Source organism: Glycomyces tritici (assembly GCF_030403505.1).
Genome location: NZ_JAUEMJ010000008.1, coordinates 1 through 24,646 on the forward strand (window position 1 = coordinate 1; position 24,646 = coordinate 24,646).

The window sequence follows — 24,646 nt, forward strand, 5'->3', positions numbered from 1 at the left end:
TTTGAGTTTTAGCCTTGCGGCCGTACTCCCCAGGCGGGGCGCTTAATGCGTTAGCTACGGCACAGAATCAACCAACGTGACCCCACACCTAGCGCCCACCGTTTACAGCATGGACTACCAGGGTATCTAATCCTGTTCGCTCCCCACGCTTTCGCTCCTCAGCGTCAGAACAATCCCAGAGATCCGCCTTCGCCACCGGTGTTCCTCCACATATCTGCGCATTTCACCGCTACACGTAGAATTCCGATCTCCCCTAATTGCCTCAAGTCGACCCGTATCCACCGCAAAACCCCGGTTAAGCCGAGGCCTTTCACGGCGGACGCAATCAACCGCCTACGAGCCCTTTACGCCCAATAAATCCGGACAACGCTCGCGCCCTACGTCTTACCGCGGCTGCTGGCACGTAGTTAGCCGGCGCTTATTCAACCACTACCGTCAACCCCGCGAATACGGAGCCTTCGTGGTGGATAAAAGAGGTTTACAACCCGAAAGCCGTCATCCCTCACGCGGCGTCGCTGCATCAGGCTTTCGCCCATTGTGCAAAATTCCCCACTGCTGCCTCCCGTAGGAGTCTGGGCCGTATCTCAGTCCCAATGTGACCGACCGCCCTCTCAGGCCGGCTACCCGTCAAAGCCTTGGTGCGCCACTACCGCACCAACAAGCTGATAGGCCGCGGGCCCCTCCCCAACCGCAAAAACTTTCCACCTCGAACCATGCGGATCAAGGTCGTATCCGGTATTAGCCGCCGTTTCCAACGGTTATCCCAGAGATGGGGGCAGGTTACCCACGTGTTACTCACCCGTTCGCCACTCGAGTACCCGCAAGCGGGCCTTTCCGTTCGACTTGCATGTGTGAAGCACGCCGCCAGCGTTCGTCCTGAGCCAGGATCAAACTCTCCAACAAAAACCTGTTGCGCACTGACACCTCACGGCACCAGCGACTTTGGTATGTGTCGAAGCATGTCCTGACCGATTTTCTACGGGGCACCAAGCAAGTGCCCCAAGGAAAAGACAGTCAAAAACAGTACCAACCAGAAACCACCAGCACCTAGGCCAGTCATTCCCGATCAGCCCGCACGCTGACCATCCAAACACCCTGTTGAGTTCTCAAACAACACGCCAACCCAGAACGATCCTCATAAGGATTCGGCCTCAGCCGGAGCAACCCGAACAACATTACTAGTCTCAATCCGCACTGTCTAACTGGGGGTCATTGACCCTCGTCACATGCGATTGAGCCTCTATGGAGTCTCAGGTGATCCCCGCGTCTCGATCTCGGACCGCGCCAGCGCTCTTCAGAGCTTGTCGCGTGCCTCCGTGATCTCCGGACCGGCCTCGTTTTCCTCGGCTGTTCCGTTCCCCCGCGGGCAAAGACAAATATACACACCCTCGAAGGGGCCGAAACCAGGGGGGTCACCTCTCGTTCAACGATACGCTTGACCAGCGGAGACATCAAGATCTTCTGGAAAGTCGGCGGCGGCGCGGCGCGCCTGGCCGCCGACGCGGACCGTCTCCCGAGGGCGGCTTCGGCTGTTAGCCTGCGAGCGAAGGAACTCCGACTCATATAGGAGAAGGCATGTCAGCCACTCGCAATGCAAGCACTCGTTGGACCGGCGATCTCCAGGAAGGCAACGGCGTCACCAGCTTCCTGTCTTCGAGACTGCCGGACACCCCAGTGACCTGGGCGGCACGCACGAACAACCCCGAGGGCAAGACGAGCCCGGAGGAGCTCATCGCGGCGGCGCACACCTCCTGCTTCTCCATGGCGTTCTCGGGCGCCCTGTCGAAGGCCGGGTACACCGCCGACGAGATCGTCACCGAAGCCGCTGTCACCTTCAAGCCGGGCACGGGGATCACCGACATCGTCCTGACCGTCCGTGCCTCGATCCCCGGGATCGACAACGACGAATTCCAGAAGATCGCCCAGGGCGCCAAGGAGAACTGCCCGGTGAGCCAGGCGCTGAAGGCGGTCCCGATTTCGATTGAGGCAACGCTGGGTTAGGGTCGTCACAAACGACTGAAAATTTCATATTCACGCACAGTGTGCGCGAAAGCATCGGGTGCACCATCCGTGGCTGAAACGTCACGGAGCCGAACACAGGCGGTCTCGCCTGCGGGGAGGCACGGTGGTCGTTGGTTTCGCGCACTTGTTTGTAACCAGGCCCGCCTGCCCAGTTGCAAACCGACACTGCAGAGGAGGGGGTTCTCGTGACTGCTCCTGAAAACACCGGTAGGCGGTTCAACGCCTACACCATCCGCCACCTGGACGAGTTGCTCCAGCGAGCGCCGCTGACCGAGGAGCAGCGGCTCCGGACCAGGGCCGTGGCGTCCGTCCTGCCGTTCCGAACGAACGCCTACGTGGTCGATGAGCTCATCGACTGGGACGACCCGTTCGAGGACCCGATGTTCCGGCTGGTCTTCCCGCAGGAGGACATGCTGCCGACCGAGGACGTCGACCAGATCGCGGGCCTGCTCCAGAACGACGCCTCCAAGCAGGAGGTGACCGCCGCGGCCAACCAGATCCGGTTCAAGCTGAATCCGCATCCGGCCGGGCAGCTCGCGCTGAACATTCCGAAGGCCGGCGAGGAGCCGATCCCGGGCCTGCAGCACAAGTACCGCGAGACGGTGCTCTTCTTCCCGCAGCAGGGCCAGACCTGCCACGCGTACTGCACCTACTGCTTCCGCTGGGCGCAGTTCGTGGGTATCGCCGACCTGAAGATGGCGAACAACGACGTCGAGCAGTTGACGGGCTACGTGCGGGACCACCCCGAGGTGAGCAGTGTGCTGCTCACGGGCGGGGACCCGATGATCATGGGCGAGCCGGTGCTGCGGCGCTACATCGAGCCGCTGCTCGAGATGGAGCACGTGGAGTCGGTCCGGATCGGTTCGAAGGCGCTGGCGTACTGGCCGCAGCGGTTCGTGTCGGACCCCGACGCGGACGACACGCTGCGGCTGTTCGAGCGCGTGGTGGCGTCGGGCAAGAACCTGGCGTTCATGGCGCACTTCTCGCACCAGAAGGAGCTGGACTCCGAGATCGTGCGGGAGGCGGTGCGCCGCATCCGCGGCACCGGTGCGGTGATCCGGACGCAGGCGCCGCTGATCAGGACGATCAACGACGACGCGACGCAGTGGGCGGGGATGTGGAGGACCCAGCACAAGCTGGGGATGATCCCCTATTACATGTTCGTCGAGCGCGACACGGGGCCGCAGGACTACTTCTCGGTGCCGCTGGTGCGGGCGTGGGAGATCTTCCGCGACGCGTTCAGCCAGGTGTCGGGGTTGTGCCGGACCGTGCGGGGTCCGTCGATGTCGGCCACGCCGGGCAAGGTGGCGGTGGACGGGGTCGTGGAGATCGGTGAGGAGAAGGTGTTCGCGCTGCGGATGCTCCAAGCCCGGGATCCCGACCTCGTGGGACGTCCGTTCTATGCGAAGTTCGACGAGAACGCGGTGTGGCTGGACGACCTGAAGCCGGCGTTCGCCGACAAGTTCCCGTTCGAGTAGTGCGGTAGGAAGCGACAGCGAGTCAGGGCCGGAGCGGCGACGCCGCTCCGGCCCTTCCGTGTCCGCCTACCGGGCGATGTGCAGGGCGAACCCGGTGGTGCCCTCGGGTTCGCGGCCGGGGAGGAGGCGCTTGTGCTCGTCGTAGTCCTCGGACTGCTTGCGGTAGGCGATCGGCTCGGTCTCGGTGAGGTTCTCGAGGCGTTCGCGCAGGTGCTTGGTGATGTCGGCGTATTCGGCCTGCCAGCCGGCCCCGCTGATGACGACGGGCGGGAGGACGGCCATTCCCGTGTAGAAGAGGACGCCGTGCTGGATCGGGAAGAGCAGGTCGTTGATGTCGCCGTTCACGCCCCGGTCCGAGAGGTGCGACTCGGCGGCGCCGGTGGTCACGATGACCATGGCGCGCTTGCCTTTCAGCACGCCGTCGCCGAAGCGCGGCCAGTCGCGGGAGGGGCTGTAGCCGAAGCCGTTGGTGAAGACCCGGTCGAACCAGCCCTTCATGATCGCCGGCACGGTGTACCACCAGAGCGGGAACTGCAGGACGACGAGGTCGGCCTCCAGGAGCTTCGCCTGCTCGGCCTTGACGTCCTCGGTGATCTGGCCCTTCTCCCAGGCTTCGCCGGCGGCGGCCATGAAGTGCTCGTTCTCGGTGGGGCCGAAGTCGTCGAAGTCGGCGACAGCCTTCCAGTTCATGGCGTACAGGTCGGAGACGGTGACGGTGTGGCCGAGGCCTTCGAGGGTCTGGACGGCTTCGTCTCTGAGCGAGGCGTTGAGCGAGCCGTGGTGCGGGTGGGCGTAGACCAGGTGGGTTCTCATGCGGACCATGCTGCTGGGGTTTCGCCGGGGCTGCCAGACGTCTGTTCGACCTGGGGTCGTTCGACCCTAGGACTGACAGACCTAGGCACTCGGCGGGGATCCCGGCGATACTTGCCGCGGAGGTTTGCGTGATGACGGCTGATGCGACAGAGACCCAGAAGACCGAGATCCACCGGCTCGAGGACGTGGTCGACCTGGGGAAGTTCCTGCAAGCGCGGCGTGCACGCGTGAACCCCGGCGACGTGGGGATGCGGGAGGACACGCGGCGGCGCGTGCCCGGCCTGCGGCGCGAGGAGCTGGCGCTGCTGGCCGGGGTGAGCGTGGACTACTACACGCGACTGGAGCAGGGCCGGGCGAAGCACCCCTCGGACCAGGTGCTGGACGCGGTGGCACGAGCGCTGCGGCTTGACGAGACGACGCGGGCGCACCTGCACCGGCTGGCGGGGAACTCGCGGTTGAGCCCGATGCAGGCCAGCGCGGGGGTGCGGCCGTCGCTGCAGACGATGCTCGCGGCGATCGACGGGTTCCCGGCGATGATCTTGAACCACAGGCAGGACGTGTTGGCGTCGAATCGCTTGGCGCGCTTGCTGTACGGCGGGTTCGGGTGGGATCTGGAGGCGAATCCGAACTTCGTGCGGCTGCTGTTCGACGATGATTCGCGGGGGTTCTTCCCAGACTGGGAGGCGGTGTGCTCGTGGGAGACGGTGGCGCAGTTGCGGAAGATGGCGGCGCTGTTCCCGGATGACACGGCGATGACGGGGCTGATCGGCGAGTTGTCGGTGCGGCACCGGTTCTTCGCGGAGTTGTGGGCGCGGGCCGAGGTGAAGGACTGCAATATCGGGTCGGTGCGGTTCGACCATCCGATGGTGGGGCTGCTCGAGTTGTACAAGGACCAGTTCCGGGTGGCGGACGGTTCGGGGCAGATGCTGGTGACGTTGACGGCGGCGCCGGGGACGGACGACTACGACAAGCTGGCGCTGCTGGGGGGTGCCGGGTGATCCTGGGCGGATCTTCCAGTACCCCCTAGGGGCGGGCCGGTGGTGCGGGCCCGCCCCGGTCGCGTGTCAGCGGATGGTGAGCTGTTCGATGATGCTGACCCAGTCGGCGGTGCCGCGGCCGGTGGCGGCGAGTTCGTCGAGGAGCTTCTTGGTGGGTTCCAGGAGGTCGGCGCTGATGCCCTGCTCGCGGCTGGCGGTGATGAGCGAGGCCACGGCGGGTCGGGTGAAGTTGACGTCCTGGCCGGGGGCCGGATCGTACCGGCCGCTTTCGACGACGGCGGCGAAGTCGCCTGAGAGCGGGAGTACGGCGCTGAGCCAGTCGATGACGTCTTTGGCGGTCTGGGTCGCGGGGACGCCGACGGTGCGCATCATGGCGGCGGCTTGGAGCATGCCGCCGAACATCTGGTACATGGCGGTGAGGAGGGCCATGTCCTTGAGTTCGGCGATGCCGGCGTCGGTGCCTTCGAATTCGGCGGTGCCGAGGGTTTCGAGGGCGGGTTTGGCGATGGCGTAGGCGTTCTCGTCGCCGGAGTAGAGGAGGCGGGAGCCGGGCCGCCCGATCATCTGCGGGACGGCCATGATGGCGCCGTCGAGGTAGGTGATGCCGTGTTCGGCGGCCCAGGCGGCGGTGGCGCGGGCTTCGTTGGGCGTGGTGGTGGTGAGGTTGACGAGGATCTTGCCTTTGAGTTCGGCGGCGACGGGTTCGAGGTTCTGGTGGATGCTGGCGTGGTCGAGGAGGACGGCGAGGGTGATGTCGCCGGCCTGGACGGCTTCGCTGACGGTGGCGGCGGCGGTCGCTCCGGCTTTGACGTGGGGCTCGGTCTTGGCGGGGGTGCGGTTCCAGACGGTGGTGGTGTAGCCGGTCTCGCGGAGGCGGGCGGCGATGGCCGAGCCCATGGCGCCGAGGCCGAGGATGCTGATGGTGCCCTTTGACATGGTGGTGTCCTTGCGTGTCGAGTCTTCGGGTGCGGAGTGTTCGCGGTGGTCGGCTAGTGGATGGTGAGGCGTTCGATGATGCGGATCCAGTCGCTGTCGCCGTGGCCGGTGGCGGCGAGCTCTTCGAGGAGTTTCTGGTGGGGTTCGAGGAGCTGGGCGCTGACGCCTTGTTCGCGGCTGGCGGTGATGAGCGATCGGATGCCGGCGCGGTCGAAGTCGACGCTCTGGCCGCCGGTGTCGTAGGTGCCTTGGTCGGCGATCGCGGCGATGTGCCTGCCGTGGGGCAGCATGGCGGCGAGCCAGGCTTCGACTTCGGCGGCGGTGTCGGCGGCCGGGGTACCGGCGGTGCGCATCATGGCGATGGCCTGGACGTAGCCGAGGAGCATGAGGTCCATGGCGGCGAGCAGGGCCATGTCCTTGAGCGAGGCGAGGCCGGGGTCCTTCCCGGTGTATTCGGCGGTGCCGAGGGTTTCGAGGAGCGGGAGGACGGTGTTGTAGGCGTGTTCGTCGCCGGAGTAGAGGAGGCGGGCGTGCTCGTCGCCGATCATGGACGGGACGGCCATGATGGCGCCGTCGACGTAGCCGATGCCGTGTTCGGCGGCCCAGGCCGCGGTCTCGCGGGCCTGGTTCGGTGTGGTGGTGACCAGGTTGACGACGGTCTTGCCTTCGAGTTCGGCGGCGTGCGGGTCGAGCTGTTCGCGGACGCTGTCGTGGTCGAGGAGGACGACGAGGACGGTGTCGGCGGCGCTGATCGCTTCGCTGATCGTGGCGGCGGCTTTGGAGCCGGCTTCGGCGTGCGGTTCGGTCTTGGCGGGGGTGCGGTTCCAGACGGTGGTGGTGTAGCCGGTCTCGCGGAGGCGGGTCGCGATGGCCGAGCCCATGGCGCCGAGGCCGAGGATGCTTGCGGTCGAGCCCATGTGGTTACTCCTTTCGGCAGGGCCGGGGTCGGGCTGGTGGACCGACCCCGGCTCGTGGCGGGTTCGGCGGGTCAGGCGGCGTTGCGGAGGATCTGGTAGACGGGGACGGGGTGTCCGGCCTGCTCGCTCGCGTCCAGGGCGCGCTGGTAGTGGTCCTGGCTGATGCGGGTGAGGGAGGCGTCAACGCCGACTTCCTCGGCGGCGTCGATGACGTGCTGGGCCCCGGCGTGCATCATCTTGAAGTTCGCGACGTCGCCCCAGCCGCCCTGCTTGGCGGCGGCCCCGAAGAAGAGCGTGAAGTCCCGGTTGCTCTCGGCGCCGTTGCTGGCGAACTCGATGAACTTGTCGACGTCGCCGCCGCCGGCGTCGATGATCGCGACGGCCTGCTCCAGCGAGGTGAGGAACGCGTGGAACTGGGCGAGCCCGGCCTGGTAGTAGAGCTGGGCGAGGCCGTAGTCCGCGCCGAGGTACTCGATGCCGGGGACGAGGGTCTCGAGCAGTGGGCGGTGGGCCTCGAAGTCGGTCTCGGGGCCGCTGACGTAGAGGCGCGAGGACGCGTGCTTGAGGTCGTCGCTCTGGGTCATGTAGGCGCCGGTGACGAACACGCCGCCGCGGGCGGTGACCCAGGCGGCGCCCTTGCGGGTCTTCTCGGGCGAGTCGGAGGACAGGTTGATGACGGTCTTGCCGGTGAGGTCGGCCGGGCCCTGCTCCAGGACGCCGTACATGGCGTCGTAGTGGATCAGGGAGAGCAGGACGACGTCGTTCGCGGCGATGGCCTCGGCGACCGTGTCGGCGGGCTTGGCGCCGAGCTCGGCGATGGCGTCGAGCTTGGGGCGGGTGCGGTTCCAGGCGGTGACGTCGTAGCCGGCGTCGAGGAGGACCTTGACGGTGGCCTGGCCCATCGGGCCCAGGCCGATGACGGTGACGGACTTGTTGTTCTGCGCAGACATGTTGTGCCCCTTGCGATTTGGTGTTTCCTTGGTCGTGCTGACGGGATCCATGTTCGTCCGGCCGGATAAGCTCTGCAAGACCGCACTTTCGGGTGGGGCTACTTACTTCGAGGTTCGAAATATGGCGGGGAGGGGTCCGATGGAGACGCAGAGTGACGTAGATCAAATCTGCGGGATGTCGCTCGCGATCGACGTTGTCGGCGGCAAGTGGAAGATGCACCTGATGTGGGTGCTGGCCGAGGGGCCGGTGCGGTTCGGGCAGATCCGCCGCAAGCTCGACGGGGTGAGCGAGAAGGTGCTGGCCGAGAACCTGCGGCAGCTGGAGGCGAGCGGCATCGTGCACCGGGAGCTGTACGCGGAGGTGCCGCCGCGCGTGGAGTACTCGCTGACGCCGCTCGGGCTGACGCTCAACGACGCGCTGGCGGCATTGGAGACCTGGGGCGACCAGCACCGCGAGGAGCTGGCCGGGCGGTTGCAGCCCTGAACGCAGCGCGTCCCGCCTTCCGGTTCCGGAGGGCGGGACGTCGTCGTTCGGGGCCGGGTCAGATCGGCGGGGCCTCGCGGCGGCGGTACTCCCTGCCTCCCAGGGTGCGTTCGAGCAGGAGTTCGTCGACCATGTCCCGGCGCAGCTGCAGCGGGTCGTGGTATTCGGCGGCGAGGATCTCGGTGACCTCGGCTTCGGTGTAGACGCGGTCGAACTCGAAGCGGCGGCCCGCGATGTCGCGCAGGAGCGTGACGCGGGTGCGGCGGTTCACCGGCATGACGCTGACGCGGCCGTTCGAGTACAGCTGGGCCACTGCGGGACTGACGCCGGGCGGGGCGGCGGGGGCCGCTTCGCGGGCGGCCGCTGCCGCGGCTTTGAAGGCGTCCGGTGCGGCGCGGACCTTGCCGTCCTCACGGGTGACGAGTCCGGCTTCGAAGAGGCGGACGAGGGCCTTCTCGGCGCGCGGGTGGCGCGCTTTCAAGTCGGTGACGCCGGCACCGGCGTCGGTGAGGACGATGTCGGCGAACACGCGCAGGCGTTCGGGGTCGGCCAGGGCTTTGACGATCAGATGGCTTGGCTCCATGGGGACAGACTGGTGCGAGCCGCCGCGCCCGTCAACGCGATATCGGGCTAGCCGAGGCTGCGCAGGTACGCCAGGTCGATGCCGCGGAGGGAGTCGAGGCGCTTCACGTCGAGGTCGACCGGGAGCTCGACGTCGCCCGGGACGGCCAGGGTGATCGCGCCGGCGGCCAGCGCGGAGCCGACGCCGGAGACGGAGTCCTCAACGACCACGCAGCGTGCGATGTCGACGCCGAGTGTCGCGGCGGCGCCGAGGTAGGGCCGGGGGTCGGGTTTGGGCTTCTCGACTTCGTCGCCGCAGACGGTGAGGTCGAAGTTGTCGCGGCCGACGTGGCCGATGATGATGTCGGCGAGTTCGCGCGGGGTGGAGGTGACCAGGGCGGTCGGGATGCCGGCGGCGCGGCATTCGAGGAGGAGTTCGCGGGCGCCGGGCTTCCACTCGACGCCTGCTGCGAAGAGCTCCTTCATGCGGGCGCGCAGCCAGGTCTGGCGGTGGGGGGCTTCGGTGAGGGGGATGCCGAGGCTGTCCAGGAGCATGGTGACCGAGGCGTCCTCGTTGGTGCCGACCATGCGGGCGCGGACCTCGGGGTCGAGGGCGCCGCCGAGGAGGGCGGCGAGTTCTTCGACGCCGGTGTCCCAGATGATCTCGCTGTCGACGAGCGTGCCGTCCATGTCGAAGAGCACGGCTTGCGGGAACGCGGCTTTCGCTTGGTCGGTCACGGTGTCAACAGTACGGGCGGGGCGGGTGGGCCGGCTCGTGTCGAGGCGGGGCCGCGAGCGGGCTCACACAGTGCGGCGGCGCCGCGGGCGGGTGCGGGGGTCAGGCGAGTCCGGCGCGGTGGTGGCGGCGGCACAGGACGGTGTAGGAGTCCATGTCGCCGACTTCGACGAGGTCGCCGGAGAAGACCATGACGCCGTCGCGGACGCGGGCGTTGTGGGTGCCGCGCTCGCCGCACCAGCAGTTGACGCGGACGGGGAGCTCCTCGACGCGGTCGGCGAGTTCGATGAGCCGCTGGGTGGCTGGGAAGAGGCGGCCGAGGAAGTCGGTCTTGAGGCCGAAGGCGTAGACGTCGAGTTCGAGGCCGTCGACGGCGTCGGCGAGGTGGTTGATCTGCTTGGGCGCTTCGAGGAACTGGACTTCGTCGACGATCACGTACGGGGGCCGGGTCGCGGCGAGGTCGTCGTAGATGTCGAAGCCGGGTTTGACCTCGCGGGCTTCGTGGCTGAGGCCGATGCGGCTGGAGACGACGCCTTCGCCGCCGCGGTCCATTGAGGTGTAGACGACGCCCTTGCCGCCGAGGGAGTGGTGGTACTGGAGCGCGAGGGTGGACTTGCCTGCGTCCATGACGCCGAGGTAGGCGACGAGTTCGTGCGACATGGCTCTATGGTGCCGGGCGGGTGGCGCGGCGGTGAACGCGGCCGCGGTAACGGTGCCCGGCGCCCTAAAGGCACCGGGCACCTACCGGGGTCATTTGGCGTTGAAGTAGCTCGCCTCGGGGTGGTGCAGGACGATCGCGTCGGTGGACTGCTCCGGGTGGAGCTGGTCCCCTTCGGACAGTTCGACGCCGATGCGCTCGGCGCCGAGGAGGTCGACGAGGGTGGCGCGGTCGGCCAGCTCGGGGCAGGCCGGGTAGCCGAACGAGTAGCGGCAGCCGCGGAAGTCGACGTCGAAGTAGCCCTTGAGGTCGCCGGGGTCGGCGTCGGCGACGGTGCCGCCCGAGGGCAGGACCCATTCGCGGCGCATGCGCCGGTGCCAGTACTCGGCGAGCGACTCGGTGAGCTGCACGGTGAGGCCGTGCACCTCGAGGTAGTCGCGGTACGCGTTGGCCTGGAACAGCTCGTTCGTGTACTCGGAGACCTTGGAGCCCAGGGTGACCAGCTGCATGCCGAGGACGTCGAGGCGCTCGCCGTCCTTGGCGCGGAAGAAGTCCGCCAGGCACAGGCGCCGGCCCTGCCGCTGGCGCGGGAAGGTGAAGCGGGTGCGCTCGGAGTGGCCGTTCTCGTCGAGGACGACGAGGGTGTTGCCTTCGGAGTACGCCGGGAAGTAGGCGTACACGACCTTGGCTTCGAGGACGTTGTCCGTGGCGAGCCGGTCGAGCCAGTAGCGCAGGCGCGGGCGGCCCTCGGTCTCGACCAGCTCCTCGTAGGAGGGGCCGTCGCCGCGGGCGGGCTTGAGGCCCCACTGGCCGAGGAAGGTGGCGCGCTCGTCGAGCAGCGCGGCGTACTCGGAGGTCTGGATGCCCTTGACGACGCGCGAGCCGTAGAACGGCGGGACCGGGATCTCGACGTCGGTGGCGACGTTGGAGCGCACCGAGGTGTCGTTCAGGTCCGGGAGGGTGTCGGCGACCATCGTGGCCTGCTTGGCGCGGCGTTCGCGGCGCAGGGCGATCTTCGCCTCCTTCTCGGCGTCGACGATGGGCACGCCGGTGCGGCGGGCGGTCATGACCTTGTTCATGAGGTCGAGGCCCTCGAACGCGTCGCGCGCGTAGTGGACCTGGCCCCCTTCGAACATCTCGCGGAGGTCGTCCTCGACGTACGCGCGGGTGAGCGCGGCGCCGCCGAGGAGGACCGGCCAGCGCGTGTGCATCGAGCGGGCCATCATCTCGGCGAGGTTGTCCTTCATGATGACCGTCGATTTGACGAGCAGGCCGCTCATGCCGATGACGTCCGCCGAGTGCGCTTCGGCGGCGTCGAGGATGGCGTTGATGGGCTGCTTGATGCCGAGGTTCACGACGGTGTAGCCGTTGTTGGACAGGATGATGTCGACGAGGTTCTTGCCGATGTCGTGGACGTCGCCGCGGACGGTGGCGAGCACGATGGTGCCCTTGTCGGCGGCGTCGGCCTTGTCCATGTGGGGTTCGAGGTGGGCGACGGCGAACTTCATGGCCTCGGCGGACTGGAGGACGAACGGCAGCTGCATCTGGCCGGAGCCGAAGCGGTCGCCGACGACCTTCATGCCTTCGAGGAGGTTGTCGTTGATGATGTCGAGGGGGCGCTTGCCCTGGGCCATGGCGGCGTCGAGGTCGGTGTCGAGGCCGTTCTTGTCGCCGTCGATGATCCGCTGGGCGAGGCGCTCGTCGAGCGGGAGGGCGGCGAGGGCTTCGGCGCGGGCCTCCTTGGTGCCGGCGAGGCTGACGCCGTCGAAGATCTCGATGAGCTTCTGGAGCGGGTCGTACCCCTCGGTGCGGCGGTCGTAGACCATGTCGAGGGCGACCTGCTTCTGCTCCTCGGGGATCGAGGCCATCGGCAGGATCTTGGAGGAGTGGACGATCGCGCTGGTGAGCCCGGCCTGGACGCATTCGTGGAGGAACACGGAGTTGAGGACCTGGCGGGCGGCCGGGTTGAGGCCGAAGGAGATGTTGGAGACGCCGAGGGTGAAGTTGACGCCCGGGTAGAGGCGGGCGATCTCGCGGATGGCGGCGATGGTCTCGATGCCGTCCTTGCGGGTCTCCTCCTGGCCGGTGGAGATGGGGAAGGTGAGGGCGTCGACGAAGATGTCCTGGACCTTCATGCCCCAGGTGCCGGTGAGGTCGTCGATGAGGCGGGCGGCGACGCGGACCTTCCAGTCGCGGTCGCGGGCCTGGCCCTCTTCGTCGATGCACAGGGCGACGACGCCCGCGCCGTGTTCGGCGACGAGCGGCATCATGCGCTGGTACCGGGAGTTCGGGCCGTCGCCGTCCTCGAAGTTGACGGAGTTGACGATGCACTTGCCGCCGAGGGCGTCCAGGCCGGCTTCGACCACGTTCGGCTCGGTGGAGTCGAGCATGATCGGGAGCGTGGAGGCGGTGGCGAAGCGGGAGGCGAGGACGTTCATGTCGACGGCGCCGTCGCGGCCGACGTAGTCGACGCAGAGGTCGAGGACGTGGGAGCCGCCGCCGGCCTGCTCGCGGGCGATCTCGACGCAGCGGTCGTAGTCGGCGGCGAGCATGGCGTCACGGAAGGCCTTGGAGCCGTTGGCGTTCGTGCGCTCGCCGACGTTGAGGATCGAGGCGTCCTGGAGGTACGGGACGTGGTGGTAGGAGGAGGAGACGCCCGATTCGATGACCGGGGTGCGCTCCTTCGGCTTGACCAGGTTCTCGGGGGCGCCGCCGAGGCGGGCGCGGACGGCCCTGATGTGGTCGGGGGTGGTGCCGCAGCAGCCGCCGACGAGGCTGACGCCGAAGTTCTTGACGAACTCCTCGTGGGCGTCGGCGAGCTCTTCGGGGGTGAGCGGGTAGACCGCGCCGTTCGGGCCGAGGGTCGGCAGGCCGGCGTTGGGCATGACCGAGATCGGGACCGGCGAGTGGCGGGAGAGGTACCGGATGTGCTCGCTCATCTCCTCCGGGCCGGTGGCGCAGTTGAGGCCGATGATGTCGATGCCGAGGGCGGCGAGGCTGGTCAGGGCCGCGCCGATCTCGCCGCCGACGAGCATCGTGCCGGTGGTCTCGACGGTCACCTGGGCGATGATCGGGACCTGGGTGCCGAGCTGGGCGTTGGCGCGCTTGGCGCCGATGACGGCAGCCTTGGCCTGGAGGAGGTCTTGGGCGGTCTCGACGAGGATCGCGTCGGCGCCGCCTTCGATGAGGCCGAGGACGCATTCCTGGTAGTGGTCGCGCAGGAGCGCCATGGGCGCGTGGCCGAGGGTGGGCAGGCGGGTGCCGCCGCCCATGGAGCCGAGGACGAAGCGCGGCCACTCGGGCGTGGCGTACTCGTCGGCCTTCTGGCGGGCCAGGCTCGCGGCGGCGTGGGCGAGCTCGCGGGCGCGGTCGACGATGTCGTACTCGACGAGGCCGCCGTAGTTGGCGTTGAAGCTGTTGGTCTCGACGCAGTCGGCGCCGGCGGCCAGGTACGCGTCGTGGATGCCCAGCACGATGTCGGGGCGGGTCAGGCACAGGATGTCGGAGAGGCCCTCGTGGCCGTCGTAATCCTCCATCGTGGGGTCGAAGGTCTGCAGCATGGTGCCCATACCACCGTCGGCGATCACGACGCGGCGGCTCAGGACATCAAGGAAAAGGCTGTTCGCAGACACGGGGTCAAGGGTACTTGGGTGTGCCGCTGAGTGGGAAGTCGGTTTCACTGGTTGGGCACTGCGTCGGTTGAAGATCACAGCCGGACGAATAGGATGGGCGGTATGGAACTCCTCCTCGCGTTCGTCTTCCTCCTGATCGGCGCATGCGTCATGTACTGGGTCGTGCGGTTGGGCGTGCGCGACGGGATCGCCGACGCCCGCGAGGCCGAACCGGCCGATGCGGACGAGGAAAACGAGGACGACCCGGATGACGACTGAGGAGTAGCATCGGGTCGTAACGGCTTCCTCCCCCCGAAGGGACCCAGATGGATTCGCTCGACAGTCACCTGTGGACCGAAGTGACCGATCCCGAGAAGCTCCGGGAGATCGTGGGCGAGGTGATGCCCCAGGCGGCCACCAAGGAGCGCGCCAGACTCCACCAGCGCGACCGCGAATGGCTCGCCGCCTCCCCCTACTGCGTGCTCGCGACCGCCGACGCAGACGGCAACTGCGACGCCTCCCCCAAGGGCGACCCGGCGGGCAAGCTCGTGCACGTCCTCGACGACTCGACCCTCGCCATCCCCGAACGCCGCGGCAACCACCGCGTCGACGGCTACCACAACGTGCTCGCGAACCCGCACGTCGGCCTGCTCTCGCTCATCCCCGGCCGACGCGAGACGCTCCGCATCAACGGCCGCGCCCGGGTCGTCGCGGACGCGCCGTTCTTCGCCGACATGGTCGTCAAGGGCCACCAGCCGGTCCTGGCGCTGGTCGTGGAGATCGACACCATCTACTTCCACTGCGGCAAGGCCTCGATGCGGTCGGGGATCTGGAAGCCCGACACCTGGACCTCGGACACGCTCCCCCGGCACGCGCAGCTGGTCAAGGAGACCCAGGTCGTCGACGCGACCCTGGAGCAGCTCGTGGAGAAGTACGGCCCCAAGTACGAAGCGGAGCTGTACTAGCGGCCTCCTACCCGCCGATCCGGTCACGACGGGCTCTTTCACCGAATCGAGCAACCCGCGAAGTTTCTTCCCTAATCTGAATGCGCAATAAGCGCAGCTCAGGACACGGGAAGACACAGGGGCGCCGATGTCGGCAACAGTGAAGTGCGCGGCGGCCGTACTGGCCGCCCTCTGGCTCGCCCTCTCCGGCACCGCCGCCCTCGCCGTGCCGCCCCTCGATCTGGACTCCGGCGCGGTCACCGACCAGGTCGGCGCGGTCGGCGACCGCGGCGCCGCAGTCGATGCGGCGATCGACCGGCTCCGCGCCGACGCCGCGATCGGCCTCTATGTGGCCTATGTGGACTCGTTCTCGGGGTACGCACCGCAGGACTGGGCCAACCAGACCGCCGTGCGGAGCGGCCTGGGCACCAACGACATCCTGCTCGCCATCGCCACCGGCGACCGCCGCTACTCGTGGTCGGTCGAGTCCGGGTTCCCCCTCTCGGACGAGCAGCTGAACGAGGTCGCCGCCGCGGCGATCGAACCCGAACTCGCCGACGACGACTGGGCCGGTGCGGCGATCGCCGCCGCCGACGGCTACCGGGAGCAGGCGGACGGCGGATCGAGCGGCGGCAGCGGCGCGGGCTGGCTGGTGTTCCTGCTGGTGCTCGCGGTGATCGCGCTCGTCGTCTTCCTCATCTGGCGCAGGCGGCGCGGCAAGCGCGGCTCCCCGGCCGGCAAGCAGGCCCAGCGGATGTCGACCCAGGACCTCGACCGCGAGGCGAGCCGGCTCCTGGTGGAGGGCGACGACGCCGTCCGCACCAGCGACCAGGACCTCGGTTTCGCCGTCGCCGAGTTCGGGCAGGAGAGCACCGCCCGCTTCTCGACCGCACTCGACACCGCCAAGAGCGAACTCGCCGAGGCCTTCCGGCTGCGCCAGACCCTCGACGACGACGTGCCCGAGACCGAGGAGCAGCGGCGCGCGGTGCTGACCGAGATCATCGACCGCCTCACCAAGGCCGACGCGGAACTCGACGGGGCCGCCGCGGAGTTCGAGGAGCTGCGCGACCTCGGACGCCGCGCGCCCGAGGCGATCGAGAAGCTCACCGCCGACGCCAAGGCGCTCGCCGGACGCACCGGCGCCGCTAGGGAGGCGCTGGCGGCGCTCGCGGCCGCCTACCCCGCGTCCGCCTACGAGACCATCGCCCGCAACGCCGAAGACGCCGAGGACCGGCTCGCGTTCACCGACCGGAACCTCACCGAGGCCCGCGACGCGCTCGCGAACGGCGAGAACGGCCGTGCCGCGGTGGGCGTGCGCGCCGCCGAAGGCGGTCTCGCCCAGGCGAAGCAACTGCTCGACGCCGTGACCGGGCGCCAGACCGAACTCGCCGAGGCCGCCAAAGGGCTGCCCGCACTGCTCGCCTCGCTCCAGCAGGACATCGGCGAGGCCGAACGCAAGGCCGACGGCTCCCCCGGCGGGGAGTGGCTGCGTCGCGCCGCCGCCGACGCGCGCGCCGTCACCGCCGAGATCGACGCGGCCAAGGCCGCCGGGCCCGTGGACCCGCTCGAGAGCACCCGCCGCCTCGAGCAGGCGCAGGCCGCCGTCGGCGGGGAGCTGCAGGCCGTGCGCGACGAGCAGGAGCAGCGCGAGAGCGCGAAAGCCCAACTGGCGCACACGATCGCGAACGCCTCGGCAACGGCCGCCGCAGTGGAGGACTACATCAACACCAACCGCGGCGGGGTCGGCACCGAGGCCCGCACCCGCCTCAATGAGGCGAACCAGCAGCTCGACGCCGCCCGCTCGCTCGCCCCTTCCGACCCGGTGCAGGCGCTGGCGGTGGCGCAGCGGGCCGACCAGCTCGCCGCGGCGGCCTCGCGGCTCGCGCAGCAGGACGTGAACGCCTACCGCAACCAGGCAGGGCCCGGCGGCGGCATGGGCGGCGGCTTCGGCGGTGGCGCGGGCGGGGGCGGCAACGCCGGGGCGATGCTCGGCGGCATCCTCCTCGGCGGGCTCCTCGGCGGTTCCGGCGGCGGACGCGGAGGCGGGTTCGGCGCGCCGAGCCCGTCACGCCGCCGCGGCCCCGCACCGGGCTCGTTCGGCGGCTCCGGCAGACGGGGCGGTGGTGGCCGATTCTGACGACCGCGAGGCAACGCAACTACCAGAACCGAAGGGTGTGGGGACCAATGACAAAGAAGCAATCGATCTTCGGCCGCATCAGCCAGCTGCTCAGGGCGAACATCAACGACGCCATCGACTCCGCGGAGGACCCGGAGAAGATGCTCGCCCAGATGGAGCGCGACTACAAGAACAGCATCGCCGAGGCCGAGAGCTCCATCGCCGAGACCATCGGCAACCTCCGGATGATGGAGGAGGACGCCGCCGCCGACAAGGAGGCGGCCCAGGAGTGGGAGAACAAGGCCCGCAACGCCAGCCGCAAGGCCGACGAGCTGCGGGCCGCCGGCAGCACCGCCGAGGCCGACAAGTTCGACAACCTCGTCAAGGTGGCCCTGGGCAAGCAGCTCGCCGCGGAGAAGGAGATCAAGGCCTCCGCGCCGACCATCCAGAGCCAGCAGGAGGTCGTCGACAAGCTCAAGACCGCGCTCAACCAGATGAAGACCAAACTCACCGAGCTGCAGTCCAAGCGCAGCAGCCTGACCGCGCGCGCGAAGACCGCGCAGGCGCAGAAGCAGGTGAACGAGGCCATCGGCAGCGTCGACATCATGGACCCGCTCAGCGAGGTCAACCGCTTCGAGGAGAAGGTCCGCCGCGAGGAGGCCAAGGTCCGGGGCCAGTCGGAGCTCTCGATGTCATCGCTGGACCAGCAGTTCGAGAGCCTGGACGGGCTCGCCGACGACGCCGAGATCGAGGCGCGCATGGCCGCGCTCAAGAGCGGCGGCTGAACCGCGGCACGAGATGAGAGCGGCCGGGCGATCGCCCGGCCGCTTCGCGTCTCCGGCTAGCGGGCGTCCGCCTTCAGGCGCTCGATCGACTCGTCGTCGCAGGTCGTCCAGAACTCCCCCACCACGTCCTCCAACTGCTCCATCGAGCCCGCGTCGAAGAGGTGGTCCTGGTACTTCGTGATGTCGTAGTCGATGGTGCCCATCCTGACCAGGTCGAGCGGCATGATCTCCATGCCCCGGAACTCGTCGATCTCCCCGTACGAGGACAGGATGCCCGCACCGTAGGCCTTCAGGCCGTCCTTCTCGCTCATGACCCCGAACTCGAGGGTGAACCAGAAGACGCGGGAGACGAACTCGAGCGCGTCCTCCGAATGGACGCGGCGGGCCGCCTCGCCCGCGGCCCTGTACAAGGCGGCGAAGCGCGGCGACGCGAGGGCGTTGGCGTGGCCGATGACCTCATGGATGACGTCCGGCTCGGGCGTGTACAGCGGCACCGAGTGGTGGCGGATGTACTGGGTCGCGTGGAACTTCCCGTCCGAGAGCACCCCGTAGAACTCGCGCAGGGGCACCAGCCCCGCCGCCGGTAGGTAGCTGAAGCCGGTGAGCGGCTCCAGAGACTCCGAGACCTCGTGGAGCTGCGGGATGTGGTCGGCGGGGAGTTTGAGGCGCTCGGCGCCCTCCAGGTACTCGTGGTTGGCCAGGGCTTGGTGTTTGATGGCGAGTTCGGCGCTGACCAGCCGCCAGATCTCGTGCTCGGTGTCGGAGTAGGAAACCGTCGGCATGGGTAGGCCGGGTTCCCAGTCCAATGCGAGGGCCGCGATGGCGTTGCGCCGCTCGCGGTACTCGGGGTCGGCGAAGCCCGGGTGGTTCTCACCCAGTTCCACGACGACCGTGCCGTCGGCGTCGGTGTTGACCGGCGCGAAGTACTGTCCTTCTTCGAACATGTGAACAGTCCATCAGGTGGGACGGCGCCTGTCAACGCACTGGCGAGACTGGCAAGCCCTCTCCGGTCCCGCTCGACGCGAAGCGGAGCCCTCTCCTCATTTGAAGCGGAGCTTCTCCGGGGTCTCGGTCGGGGCCGCCTTGCCGAGGAACGCGCGGCGCTTGCCGTGGAAGCCGTGCCTGTCGTCGAACATGTCGCGGGCCATCTCGGCGAGCTCGATCGTCCGGTAGTACGACAGGGGCTTGGACTCGGCGCGGCGGCGGGCCTTCGCGGCGAACATGCGCCCGCGCGTGACCGGGTCGTTGTAGCCGATCGCGACCGCGCGCAGCCAGCGCTGGAACTCGTCCCAGTCGCGCGGGCCGACCGCGCCGATGAGCCCGATCTGCTTGGCCGAGGTCGCGGAGATCGGCAGCTTCTCCCCCAGGAGGCGGGAGGCGACCTGCTCGCCCACGCGGTTGGCGACCGACCAGGTGTGCAGCTCCGAGCCGTAGATGCCCATGTCGTAGTACGGGTTGAGGACGGTGCCGTCGCGGGCGACGGTGACGTCGGCGCAGAGGGCGGCCATGACCCCGCCCGCGCCCGCGTTCGCGGAGAAGGCGGCGACGGTCAGCTGCTCGGCCTCGGCGATCGCGTGGCAGAGGTCGTCGATGGCGTTGATGTTGTCCCAGGCCTCGGCGGCGGGGTCCGCTGCGGCGTCGATGACGCCGAGGTGGATGCCGTTGGAGAAGGCGTGCTCGGTGCCGGTGAGGACGAGGATGCGCGTGTCCTCGGTGAGGGCCTTCTCGACCGCTCCGGTGAGGCGGCGGCACTGCTCGGTGTGCATGGCGCCGTTGTAGGAGCGGATGGTGAGGTACCCGATGTCGCCTTCGCGGCGGTAGACGGTCTCGGCGATGGCCTCGGGCGCGGGCCTGAACGGCGCGTGGGAGGCGTCGACGACCATGGCGGCGGGGAGCTTCGGACCGCGCTTGGGGAGCTTGCGACCCGAGGACGGGTCCGGCTCCTCCAGGAGGGCGGCGTAGCCGACCCAGAGGGTGCCGCGGCCGGTGGCGAAGGCGATCGATTCGCAGTCGCGTCCGACGATCGTGCCGGGTTCGGCGCCGGTGTCCTCGCTGATGGCGGCGGCGTCGAAGAGGCAGTAGGTGCGGCCGTCGAGTTCGGCGGGCGCGCCGGGGGCGCCGTCGGCGGCGGCGATGCGGCGGGCGAGCTCGGTCGCGGAGGCCCGCCAGTCGAGCGCGAAGGCGTTGCGGCGCAGCAGCGGGAGCTCGCCGGTGCCCGGGACGGGCAGGGGCAGCTCCTCGGCGGGCACGGGGCGGTCGCCGTTCTGGACCTTGCGGATGACCGTGGCGACGCATTCCATGGCGGCGTCGGCCACGCGGCTGTTGTAGAGCGCCGACTTGGTGATGCCTTCAGGAACGTCGAATGTGGAGCAGGCCCAGACGGGTCCGGCGTCCATCTCCTCGACCGCCGAGAGCGCGGTGACGCCCCAGCGGGGGCCCTGGCCGAGCAGGGTGTGGTCGAGCGAGGAGGGTCCGCGGTCGCCGACCGGTCCGGGGTGGACGATCACGGTGGTCCAGCGCCGCCAGACCTCTTCGGGCACGCGGTGTTTGAGGAACGGGCACAGGATGAGGTCGGGGTCGATGCGCTCGACCGCGCGGGTCAGCGTCTCGGGGGCCTTGTGGGCCGGGGCGAGTTCCACGCCGACCTCGTGCCCCTGCTCGCGCAGGGTGCACCAGACGCGCTGGGTGAGCCCGTTGAATGCGGACGCCAGCAGCAGGATCTTCAATTCGACTCCAGGAGGACGGGGAGTCGGCCACGCTCACCTGTGAGCGTACCGATACTCGGCATTTCGCACAATCAGCGCGTGCAGTCTATTCCGAGCAGTCCTCGCATGGTGTCGCGGGCAAGGGTGGGCGCCGAGGGGTCTTCGCCCCCGTTGGTCAGCGTTTCATTCGCCCAGGTGTCGACCGCGGCGAGCGCCCCGGCGGTGTCCAGATCGTCGGCCAGGCGCTCCCGCACGGCCTTCAGCATCGCGCCAGCGGGGACGGCGAGCTCGCGGGCCGCGGCCTCGCGCCAGCGCCCCAGCCGCAGCTCGGCCTCGGCCAGCGCGGCGGCGCTCCACTGGCGGTCGGCGCGGTAGTGGTCGGCGAGGAGGGCGAGGCGCACGGCGGCGGGGTCGACGCCTTCGGCGCGGAGCTTGGAGACGAACACGAGGTTGCCGAGGGACTTCGACATCTTCTCGCCGTCGAGGCCGATCATGCCGGTGTGCACGTAGGTGCGCGCGAACGGGCTGGTGCCCGTGAGGGATTCGGCGTGGGCCGCGGAGAACTCGTGGTGGGGGTAGATGAGGTCGTTGCCGCCGCCCTGCACGTCGATGGTGTCGCCGAGGTGGTCGAGGGCGATGCAGGCGCATTCGATGTGCCAGCCGGGGCGGCCGGGGCCGACGGGCGAGTCCCAGGAGGGCTCGCCGTCGCGGGGGGCGACCCACAGGACCGCGTCGAGCGGGTCGCGCTTGCCTTCGCGGTCGGGGTCGCCGCCGCGTTCGCGGGCGTAGCGGAGCATGGTCTCGCGGTCGTAGTTGGACTCGCCGCCGAAGCCGGGGTGCGAGGCGACGGCGTAGTAGACGTCGCCGGACTCGTGGCGGTAGGCGGCGCCGGACTCGAGGAGGCGGGCGATGGCGCGGCCGACGGAGGGGATGGACTCGACGGCGCCGATGTAGTGGCGGGGCGGGAGGACCTGGAGGGCCTCCATGTCCTCGCGGTAGAGGGCGGTCTCGCGGAGGCCGAGCACCTGCCAGTCGGTGCCATCGCGCAGCGCGCGCTCGAAGAGCGGCTCGTCGACGTCGGTGACGTTCTGGGCGTAGTGGACGTCGATGCCCTGGTCGAGCCAGTACCGGTGGACGAGGTCGAAGGTGAGCATCGTCGCGGCGTGGCCGAGGTGGGTGGCGTCGTAGGGGGTGATGCCGCAGACGTACATCGAGGCGCGCTCGGCGCCGGGCTTGACCGTCTCGCGCAGGCCCGCCGACGCGGTGTCGTGCAGGCGCAGGGCCGGTCCGTGGCCGGGGAGGGCGGGCAGGTGCGGGGCGGTCCAGGATTCCATGCCCGCGATCATATTTCGAATACCGGCCGACCGGCCAGTGCCGGGAGTTCGCGTCCGATGCGCACTCGTTGTCCTTCTAAGCGCACCTGAGGCTTTCATGCGAAGGTTGCTCGATGTAACTTGTGTGGTCATGGAACGCCGACCACTTGGACGCAGCGGCATCGAAGTCTCCTCGCTCGGCCTGGGGACGATGACGTGGACCACCGACGAGGCCGGCCTCGAGGACGCCGCGGCGCAGCTGCAGACGTTCGTGGAGGCCGGCGGCACGCTCGTGGACACCGCCGACGTGTTCGGGCAGGGCTCGTCCGAGGCGGCGATCGGGCAGCTCATCGGCAAGATCGTGGCCCGGTCGGAGCTGCACATCGCGACCAAGGCCGGGGTGCGCACGGACGGGGCGCCGCGCAAGCGCGACACCTCGCGCGGGTGGCTCATGCGGTCGCTCGAGGGCTCGCTGCGGCGGCTCGGGACCGACTACATCGACTTGTGGATCCTGCACGTGTACGACCCGGACACGCCGCTCGAGGAGACCATGTCGGTGCTCGACGCGGCCGTCTCCAGCGGCAAGGTCCGCTATGTGGGGCTTTCGAACCACACGGGCTGGCAGACCGCGCGCGCGTTCGCGTGGCAGTCGGCGTGGCCGGGGCGGACCCCGATCGTGGCGAACCAGGTCGAGTACTCGCTGCTGCAGCGCGGGGTCGAGCGCGAGGTGCTGCCGGCGTGCCTCGCGTTGGAGATGGGCGTGCTCGCGTGGTCCCCGCTGGGGCGCGGCGTGCTGACGGGCAAGTACCGGTTCGGGCGGCCGGCGGATTCGCGGGCGGTCTCGGCGCAGTGGTCGCGGTTCGCCGGGGTGTACCTGGACGAACGGTCGGCCGGGATCGTCGAGGCGTGCGCGACCGCCGCCGAAGGGCTCGGGGTGAGCCCGCTGGAGGTGGCGCTGGCGTGGGTGCGCGACCAGCCCGGCGTGGCGTCCGCGATCGTGGGCGCCCGGAACGCGACGCAGCTGCGGGCCTCGCTGGCGGCCGAGCAGCTGTTCCTGCCGCCTGAGATCAGGCTGGCGTTGGACGACGTGTCCGCGCCGACGGTGGGGTATCCGGAGAGCTACTGAAGGGCCGGCGCCCTCGACGCCGACGGCTCGCAAGCGTCGCCGAAGCCGCTTGCGAGCCGTGCGTTCGCAGAGAGTTCCGCCCGGTGTGCTTGCGGCTATTGACCTTCGCCCATGGAGGCGAGCCATTCGTCGACGCGGCGCTCGCCTTCTTCGCGCGAGACGTCCTCGACGCGGGTCATGATCGACCAGCGGCGGCCGAACGGGTCGGCGATGGACGCGTACCGGTCGCCGGTGAGGAACACCGCGGGCTCCTCGCGGACGGTGGCGCCGGCCTCGACGGCCTTCGCGTAGACCGCGTCGCAGTCCTCGACGTAGATGACGAGGCTCGCGGTGATCTGCTCCGGGTCGGGCGAGGCCATGCCCCAGGCGGGGTTGGCGTCGCCGAGCTGCACGATCGAGTCGCCGATCTGGAGCTCGCAGTGCGCGACCGTGCCGTCGGGCATGTCGTTGCGGGTCAGGACCTTCGCGCCGAAGACCTCCTTGTAGAACTCGATGGCCTTGGCGCCATCGTTGACGACGATGAACGGCGTGATCGTGTGGTAGCCGTCCGGGATCGGGTTCACCTTGTTCTCACTCATGGGCCCAGTCTCGCCCGGTGCGGCCGGGCTCGCTTGTAAAAAAACGACGTACCCCCGGGGTAGTTTTCGGGGCGTGAACGGAGCTACGGCGAGCGACAAGGGCCTGCTGCGACCGCAGGAGGCCGTGCACTTCATCGACCTGCGGCGATACCGCGAGACCGGCCTGCTCGGGCAGTACGTCGAGCGGTACTGGTCGGTCCACTGGGACCTGCCGGACGGCGCCTCGTACGAGTCGGTGGTGATCCCCCACCCGTGCGTGAACCTGAGTTTCATGCCCGTGATCGGCGCCGAGCTGCACGGGCCCGGCTTCGCGGTCTCGCGGCATCCGTTGACGGGGCGCGGCCGCGTGTTCGGGGTGAAGTTCCGGCCGGGCGGGTTCACGGCGTTCAGCGGCGTGGCGGGTGCGGCACTGGCGGACTGGTCGGCGGGCGCGGCCACGGTGTTCGGCCCGGAGGTCGACGAGTTGAACGCGATCGTGATGAGCGGCGGCGACATCGACGCGATCCAGGTGGTGTCCCGGTTCCTCGCCGAGCGCGTCCCGGAGCGGCCCGATCCCCGCTACGGGCGGGTGCTCGCGGTGGTGCGGGCGATGCTCGAGGACCGCTCGATCACGCGCGTCGACGAGGTCGCGGCCCGCTTCGCCATGTCCCCGAAGACCCTCCAGCGGCTCTTCCAGGACTTCCTGGGGCTGGGCCCGAAGACCCTGATCCAGCGCTACCGCCTCCACGACGCGGCCGACCGGCTCGCCGAGGACCCGCAGGCGGACCTGTCACGCCTGGCGGCCGATCTCGGCTGGTCCGACCACGCCCACTTCACCCACGACTTCAAGAACCTCATCGGCTACCCGCCCTCCGAGTACGCCGCGCAGTGCGCAACGGCCGGAAGGGAACTGGTCATGGCGCACCGGTGACCGAC

Annotated in this window: 22 protein-coding genes and 1 rRNA gene; 10 read left to right on the forward strand and 13 right to left on the reverse strand. The window is 69.1% G+C overall.

Going from position 1 to position 24,646, the window contains the following annotated elements; all coding sequences use genetic code 11:
- Positions 1-903, reverse strand: a 16S ribosomal RNA gene (locus QWI33_RS21780); the annotation flags it as partial.
- A gap of 672 nt (positions 904-1,575) precedes the next feature.
- On the opposite strand from QWI33_RS21780, the gene QWI33_RS21785 reads away from it, so the two are divergent.
- On the forward strand, positions 1,576-2,001 hold the full coding sequence (locus QWI33_RS21785; RefSeq protein WP_289959023.1) for an OsmC family peroxiredoxin: 426 nt from the start codon (positions 1,576-1,578) through the stop codon (positions 1,999-2,001).
- 206 nt (positions 2,002-2,207) lie between these two features.
- Positions 2,208-3,500 (forward strand): KamA family radical SAM protein, encoded by a 1,293-nt coding sequence (locus tag QWI33_RS21790; RefSeq protein WP_289959024.1) that lies wholly within the window; start codon positions 2,208-2,210, stop codon positions 3,498-3,500.
- 66 nt (positions 3,501-3,566) lie between these two features.
- Here QWI33_RS21790 and QWI33_RS21795 read toward each other — a convergent pair whose 3' ends face one another.
- A complete protein-coding gene (locus QWI33_RS21795) occupies positions 3,567-4,313 on the reverse strand; it encodes an NAD(P)H-dependent oxidoreductase (RefSeq protein ID WP_289959025.1) in 747 nt (248 codons plus the stop codon).
- Between the two features lie 131 nt (positions 4,314-4,444).
- On the opposite strand from QWI33_RS21795, the gene QWI33_RS21800 reads away from it, so the two are divergent.
- Positions 4,445-5,311: a helix-turn-helix transcriptional regulator gene (locus QWI33_RS21800; protein WP_289959026.1), complete on the forward strand. Its 867-nt coding sequence runs from the start codon at positions 4,445-4,447 to the stop codon at positions 5,309-5,311.
- A 66-nt stretch (positions 5,312-5,377) separates the two neighbouring features.
- Here the strand turns inward: QWI33_RS21800 and QWI33_RS21805 are convergent, their stop codons facing one another.
- The 3 genes from QWI33_RS21805 to QWI33_RS21815 all read right to left on the reverse strand — a co-directional run bounded on the left by QWI33_RS21805 (position 5,378) and on the right by QWI33_RS21815 (position 8,165).
- Complete coding sequence (locus tag QWI33_RS21805; RefSeq protein WP_289959245.1) at positions 5,378-6,337, reverse strand: NAD(P)-dependent oxidoreductase; 960 nt, start codon at positions 6,335-6,337, stop codon at positions 5,378-5,380.
- Positions 6,301-7,164: an NAD(P)-dependent oxidoreductase gene (locus QWI33_RS21810; protein WP_289959027.1), complete on the reverse strand. Its 864-nt coding sequence runs from the start codon at positions 7,162-7,164 to the stop codon at positions 6,301-6,303. The genes QWI33_RS21805 and QWI33_RS21810 overlap by 37 nt, the downstream gene beginning before the upstream one ends.
- Before the next feature lie 71 nt (positions 7,165-7,235).
- Complete coding sequence (locus tag QWI33_RS21815; RefSeq protein WP_289959028.1) at positions 7,236-8,165, reverse strand: NAD(P)-dependent oxidoreductase; 930 nt, start codon at positions 8,163-8,165, stop codon at positions 7,236-7,238.
- Positions 8,166-8,253: 88 nt separating this feature from the next.
- Between QWI33_RS21815 and QWI33_RS21820 the strand changes: the two genes are divergently transcribed.
- Entirely contained in the window at positions 8,254-8,598 is a 345-nt protein-coding gene (locus QWI33_RS21820; protein ID WP_353895538.1) for a winged helix-turn-helix transcriptional regulator, read from the forward strand.
- Positions 8,599-8,656: 58 nt separating this feature from the next.
- Here QWI33_RS21820 and QWI33_RS21825 read toward each other — a convergent pair whose 3' ends face one another.
- The 4 genes from QWI33_RS21825 to metH form a co-directional block, all read right to left on the reverse strand.
- Positions 8,657-9,181, reverse strand: a complete 525-nt coding sequence (locus QWI33_RS21825; RefSeq protein WP_289959030.1) for a DUF2087 domain-containing protein — start codon at positions 9,179-9,181, stop codon at positions 8,657-8,659.
- Positions 9,182-9,228: 47 nt separating this feature from the next.
- Positions 9,229-9,861 (reverse strand): HAD family hydrolase, encoded by a 633-nt coding sequence (locus QWI33_RS21830; RefSeq protein WP_435367600.1) that lies wholly within the window; start codon positions 9,859-9,861, stop codon positions 9,229-9,231.
- A 136-nt stretch (positions 9,862-9,997) separates the two neighbouring features.
- Positions 9,998-10,555 (reverse strand): thymidine kinase, encoded by a 558-nt coding sequence (locus QWI33_RS21835; protein WP_289959032.1) that lies wholly within the window; start codon positions 10,553-10,555, stop codon positions 9,998-10,000.
- 90 nt (positions 10,556-10,645) lie between these two features.
- A complete protein-coding gene (gene metH / locus QWI33_RS21840; RefSeq protein WP_289959033.1) occupies positions 10,646-14,185 on the reverse strand; it encodes a methionine synthase in 3,540 nt (1,179 codons plus the stop codon).
- 102 nt (positions 14,186-14,287) lie between these two features.
- Here metH and QWI33_RS21845 point away from each other — a divergent pair, with 102 nt between their 5' ends.
- From QWI33_RS21845 to QWI33_RS21860, 4 genes are all read left to right on the forward strand, one after another.
- Positions 14,288-14,443 carry a hypothetical protein gene (locus tag QWI33_RS21845; protein WP_289959034.1) on the forward strand — a complete coding sequence of 52 codons (156 nt, stop codon included), beginning with the start codon at positions 14,288-14,290 and terminating at the stop codon, positions 14,441-14,443.
- A 47-nt stretch (positions 14,444-14,490) separates the two neighbouring features.
- Positions 14,491-15,129 carry a pyridoxamine 5'-phosphate oxidase family protein gene (locus QWI33_RS21850; protein WP_289959035.1) on the forward strand — a complete coding sequence of 213 codons (639 nt, stop codon included), beginning with the start codon at positions 14,491-14,493 and terminating at the stop codon, positions 15,127-15,129.
- 127 nt (positions 15,130-15,256) lie between these two features.
- On the forward strand, positions 15,257-17,245 hold the full coding sequence (locus tag QWI33_RS21855) for a TPM domain-containing protein (protein WP_289959036.1): 1,989 nt from the start codon (positions 15,257-15,259) through the stop codon (positions 17,243-17,245).
- Positions 17,246-17,292: 47 nt separating this feature from the next.
- The gene (locus QWI33_RS21860; protein ID WP_289959037.1) at positions 17,293-18,009 is read left to right on the forward strand and encodes a PspA/IM30 family protein; all 717 of its coding nucleotides are present in this window, start codon (positions 17,293-17,295) and stop codon (positions 18,007-18,009) included.
- A 56-nt stretch (positions 18,010-18,065) separates the two neighbouring features.
- Here QWI33_RS21860 and QWI33_RS21865 read toward each other — a convergent pair whose 3' ends face one another.
- The 3 genes from QWI33_RS21865 to mshC all read right to left on the reverse strand — a co-directional run bounded on the left by QWI33_RS21865 (position 18,066) and on the right by mshC (position 22,048).
- Positions 18,066-18,953, reverse strand: a complete 888-nt coding sequence (locus QWI33_RS21865) for a phenylalanine 4-monooxygenase (RefSeq protein ID WP_289959038.1) — start codon at positions 18,951-18,953, stop codon at positions 18,066-18,068.
- A gap of 96 nt (positions 18,954-19,049) precedes the next feature.
- A complete protein-coding gene (locus QWI33_RS21870) occupies positions 19,050-20,735 on the reverse strand; it encodes an enoyl-CoA hydratase-related protein (RefSeq protein ID WP_289959039.1) in 1,686 nt (561 codons plus the stop codon).
- A gap of 71 nt (positions 20,736-20,806) precedes the next feature.
- Positions 20,807-22,048 carry a cysteine--1-D-myo-inosityl 2-amino-2-deoxy-alpha-D-glucopyranoside ligase gene (gene mshC / locus QWI33_RS21875; protein ID WP_289959040.1) on the reverse strand — a complete coding sequence of 414 codons (1,242 nt, stop codon included), beginning with the start codon at positions 22,046-22,048 and terminating at the stop codon, positions 20,807-20,809.
- A 130-nt stretch (positions 22,049-22,178) separates the two neighbouring features.
- On the opposite strand from mshC, the gene QWI33_RS21880 reads away from it, so the two are divergent.
- Positions 22,179-23,153: an aldo/keto reductase gene (locus tag QWI33_RS21880; RefSeq protein ID WP_289959041.1), complete on the forward strand. Its 975-nt coding sequence runs from the start codon at positions 22,179-22,181 to the stop codon at positions 23,151-23,153.
- Positions 23,154-23,248: 95 nt separating this feature from the next.
- Here QWI33_RS21880 and QWI33_RS21885 read toward each other — a convergent pair whose 3' ends face one another.
- A complete protein-coding gene (locus QWI33_RS21885; RefSeq protein WP_289959042.1) occupies positions 23,249-23,731 on the reverse strand; it encodes a VOC family protein in 483 nt (160 codons plus the stop codon).
- A gap of 73 nt (positions 23,732-23,804) precedes the next feature.
- Between QWI33_RS21885 and QWI33_RS21890 the strand changes: the two genes are divergently transcribed.
- Positions 23,805-24,641 carry an AraC family transcriptional regulator gene (locus tag QWI33_RS21890; protein WP_289959043.1) on the forward strand — a complete coding sequence of 279 codons (837 nt, stop codon included), beginning with the start codon at positions 23,805-23,807 and terminating at the stop codon, positions 24,639-24,641.
- Positions 24,642-24,646 lie beyond the last annotated feature (5 nt).

Excerpts from the sequence above, each read along its gene's own strand:
- QWI33_RS21785 (WP_289959023.1), top strand. The coding sequence starts at position 1,576 with ATGTCAGCCACTCGCAATGCAAGCACTCGTTGGACCGGCGATCTCCAG.
- QWI33_RS21860 (WP_289959037.1), top strand. The coding sequence starts at position 17,293 with ATGACAAAGAAGCAATCGATCTTCGGCCGCATCAGCCAGCTGCTCAGG.
- QWI33_RS21865 (WP_289959038.1), bottom strand. The coding sequence starts at position 18,953 with ATGTTCGAAGAAGGACAGTACTTCGCGCCGGTCAACACCGACGCCGAC.
- QWI33_RS21820 (WP_353895538.1), top strand. The coding sequence starts at position 8,254 with ATGGAGACGCAGAGTGACGTAGATCAAATCTGCGGGATGTCGCTCGCG.
- mshC (WP_289959040.1), bottom strand. The coding sequence starts at position 22,048 with ATGGAATCCTGGACCGCCCCGCACCTGCCCGCCCTCCCCGGCCACGGA.
- QWI33_RS21885 (WP_289959042.1), bottom strand. The coding sequence starts at position 23,731 with ATGAGTGAGAACAAGGTGAACCCGATCCCGGACGGCTACCACACGATC.
- QWI33_RS21855 (WP_289959036.1), top strand. The coding sequence starts at position 15,257 with ATGTCGGCAACAGTGAAGTGCGCGGCGGCCGTACTGGCCGCCCTCTGG.
- QWI33_RS21795 (WP_289959025.1), bottom strand. The coding sequence starts at position 4,313 with ATGAGAACCCACCTGGTCTACGCCCACCCGCACCACGGCTCGCTCAAC.
- QWI33_RS21815 (WP_289959028.1), bottom strand. The coding sequence starts at position 8,165 with ATGGATCCCGTCAGCACGACCAAGGAAACACCAAATCGCAAGGGGCAC.
- QWI33_RS21845 (WP_289959034.1), top strand. The coding sequence starts at position 14,288 with ATGGAACTCCTCCTCGCGTTCGTCTTCCTCCTGATCGGCGCATGCGTC.
- QWI33_RS21810 (WP_289959027.1), bottom strand. The coding sequence starts at position 7,164 with ATGGGCTCGACCGCAAGCATCCTCGGCCTCGGCGCCATGGGCTCGGCC.
- QWI33_RS21850 (WP_289959035.1), top strand. The coding sequence starts at position 14,491 with ATGGATTCGCTCGACAGTCACCTGTGGACCGAAGTGACCGATCCCGAG.
- QWI33_RS21880 (WP_289959041.1), top strand. The coding sequence starts at position 22,179 with ATGGAACGCCGACCACTTGGACGCAGCGGCATCGAAGTCTCCTCGCTC.
- QWI33_RS21825 (WP_289959030.1), bottom strand. The coding sequence starts at position 9,181 with ATGGAGCCAAGCCATCTGATCGTCAAAGCCCTGGCCGACCCCGAACGC.
- QWI33_RS21800 (WP_289959026.1), top strand. The coding sequence starts at position 4,445 with ATGACGGCTGATGCGACAGAGACCCAGAAGACCGAGATCCACCGGCTC.
- QWI33_RS21835 (WP_289959032.1), bottom strand. The coding sequence starts at position 10,555 with ATGTCGCACGAACTCGTCGCCTACCTCGGCGTCATGGACGCAGGCAAG.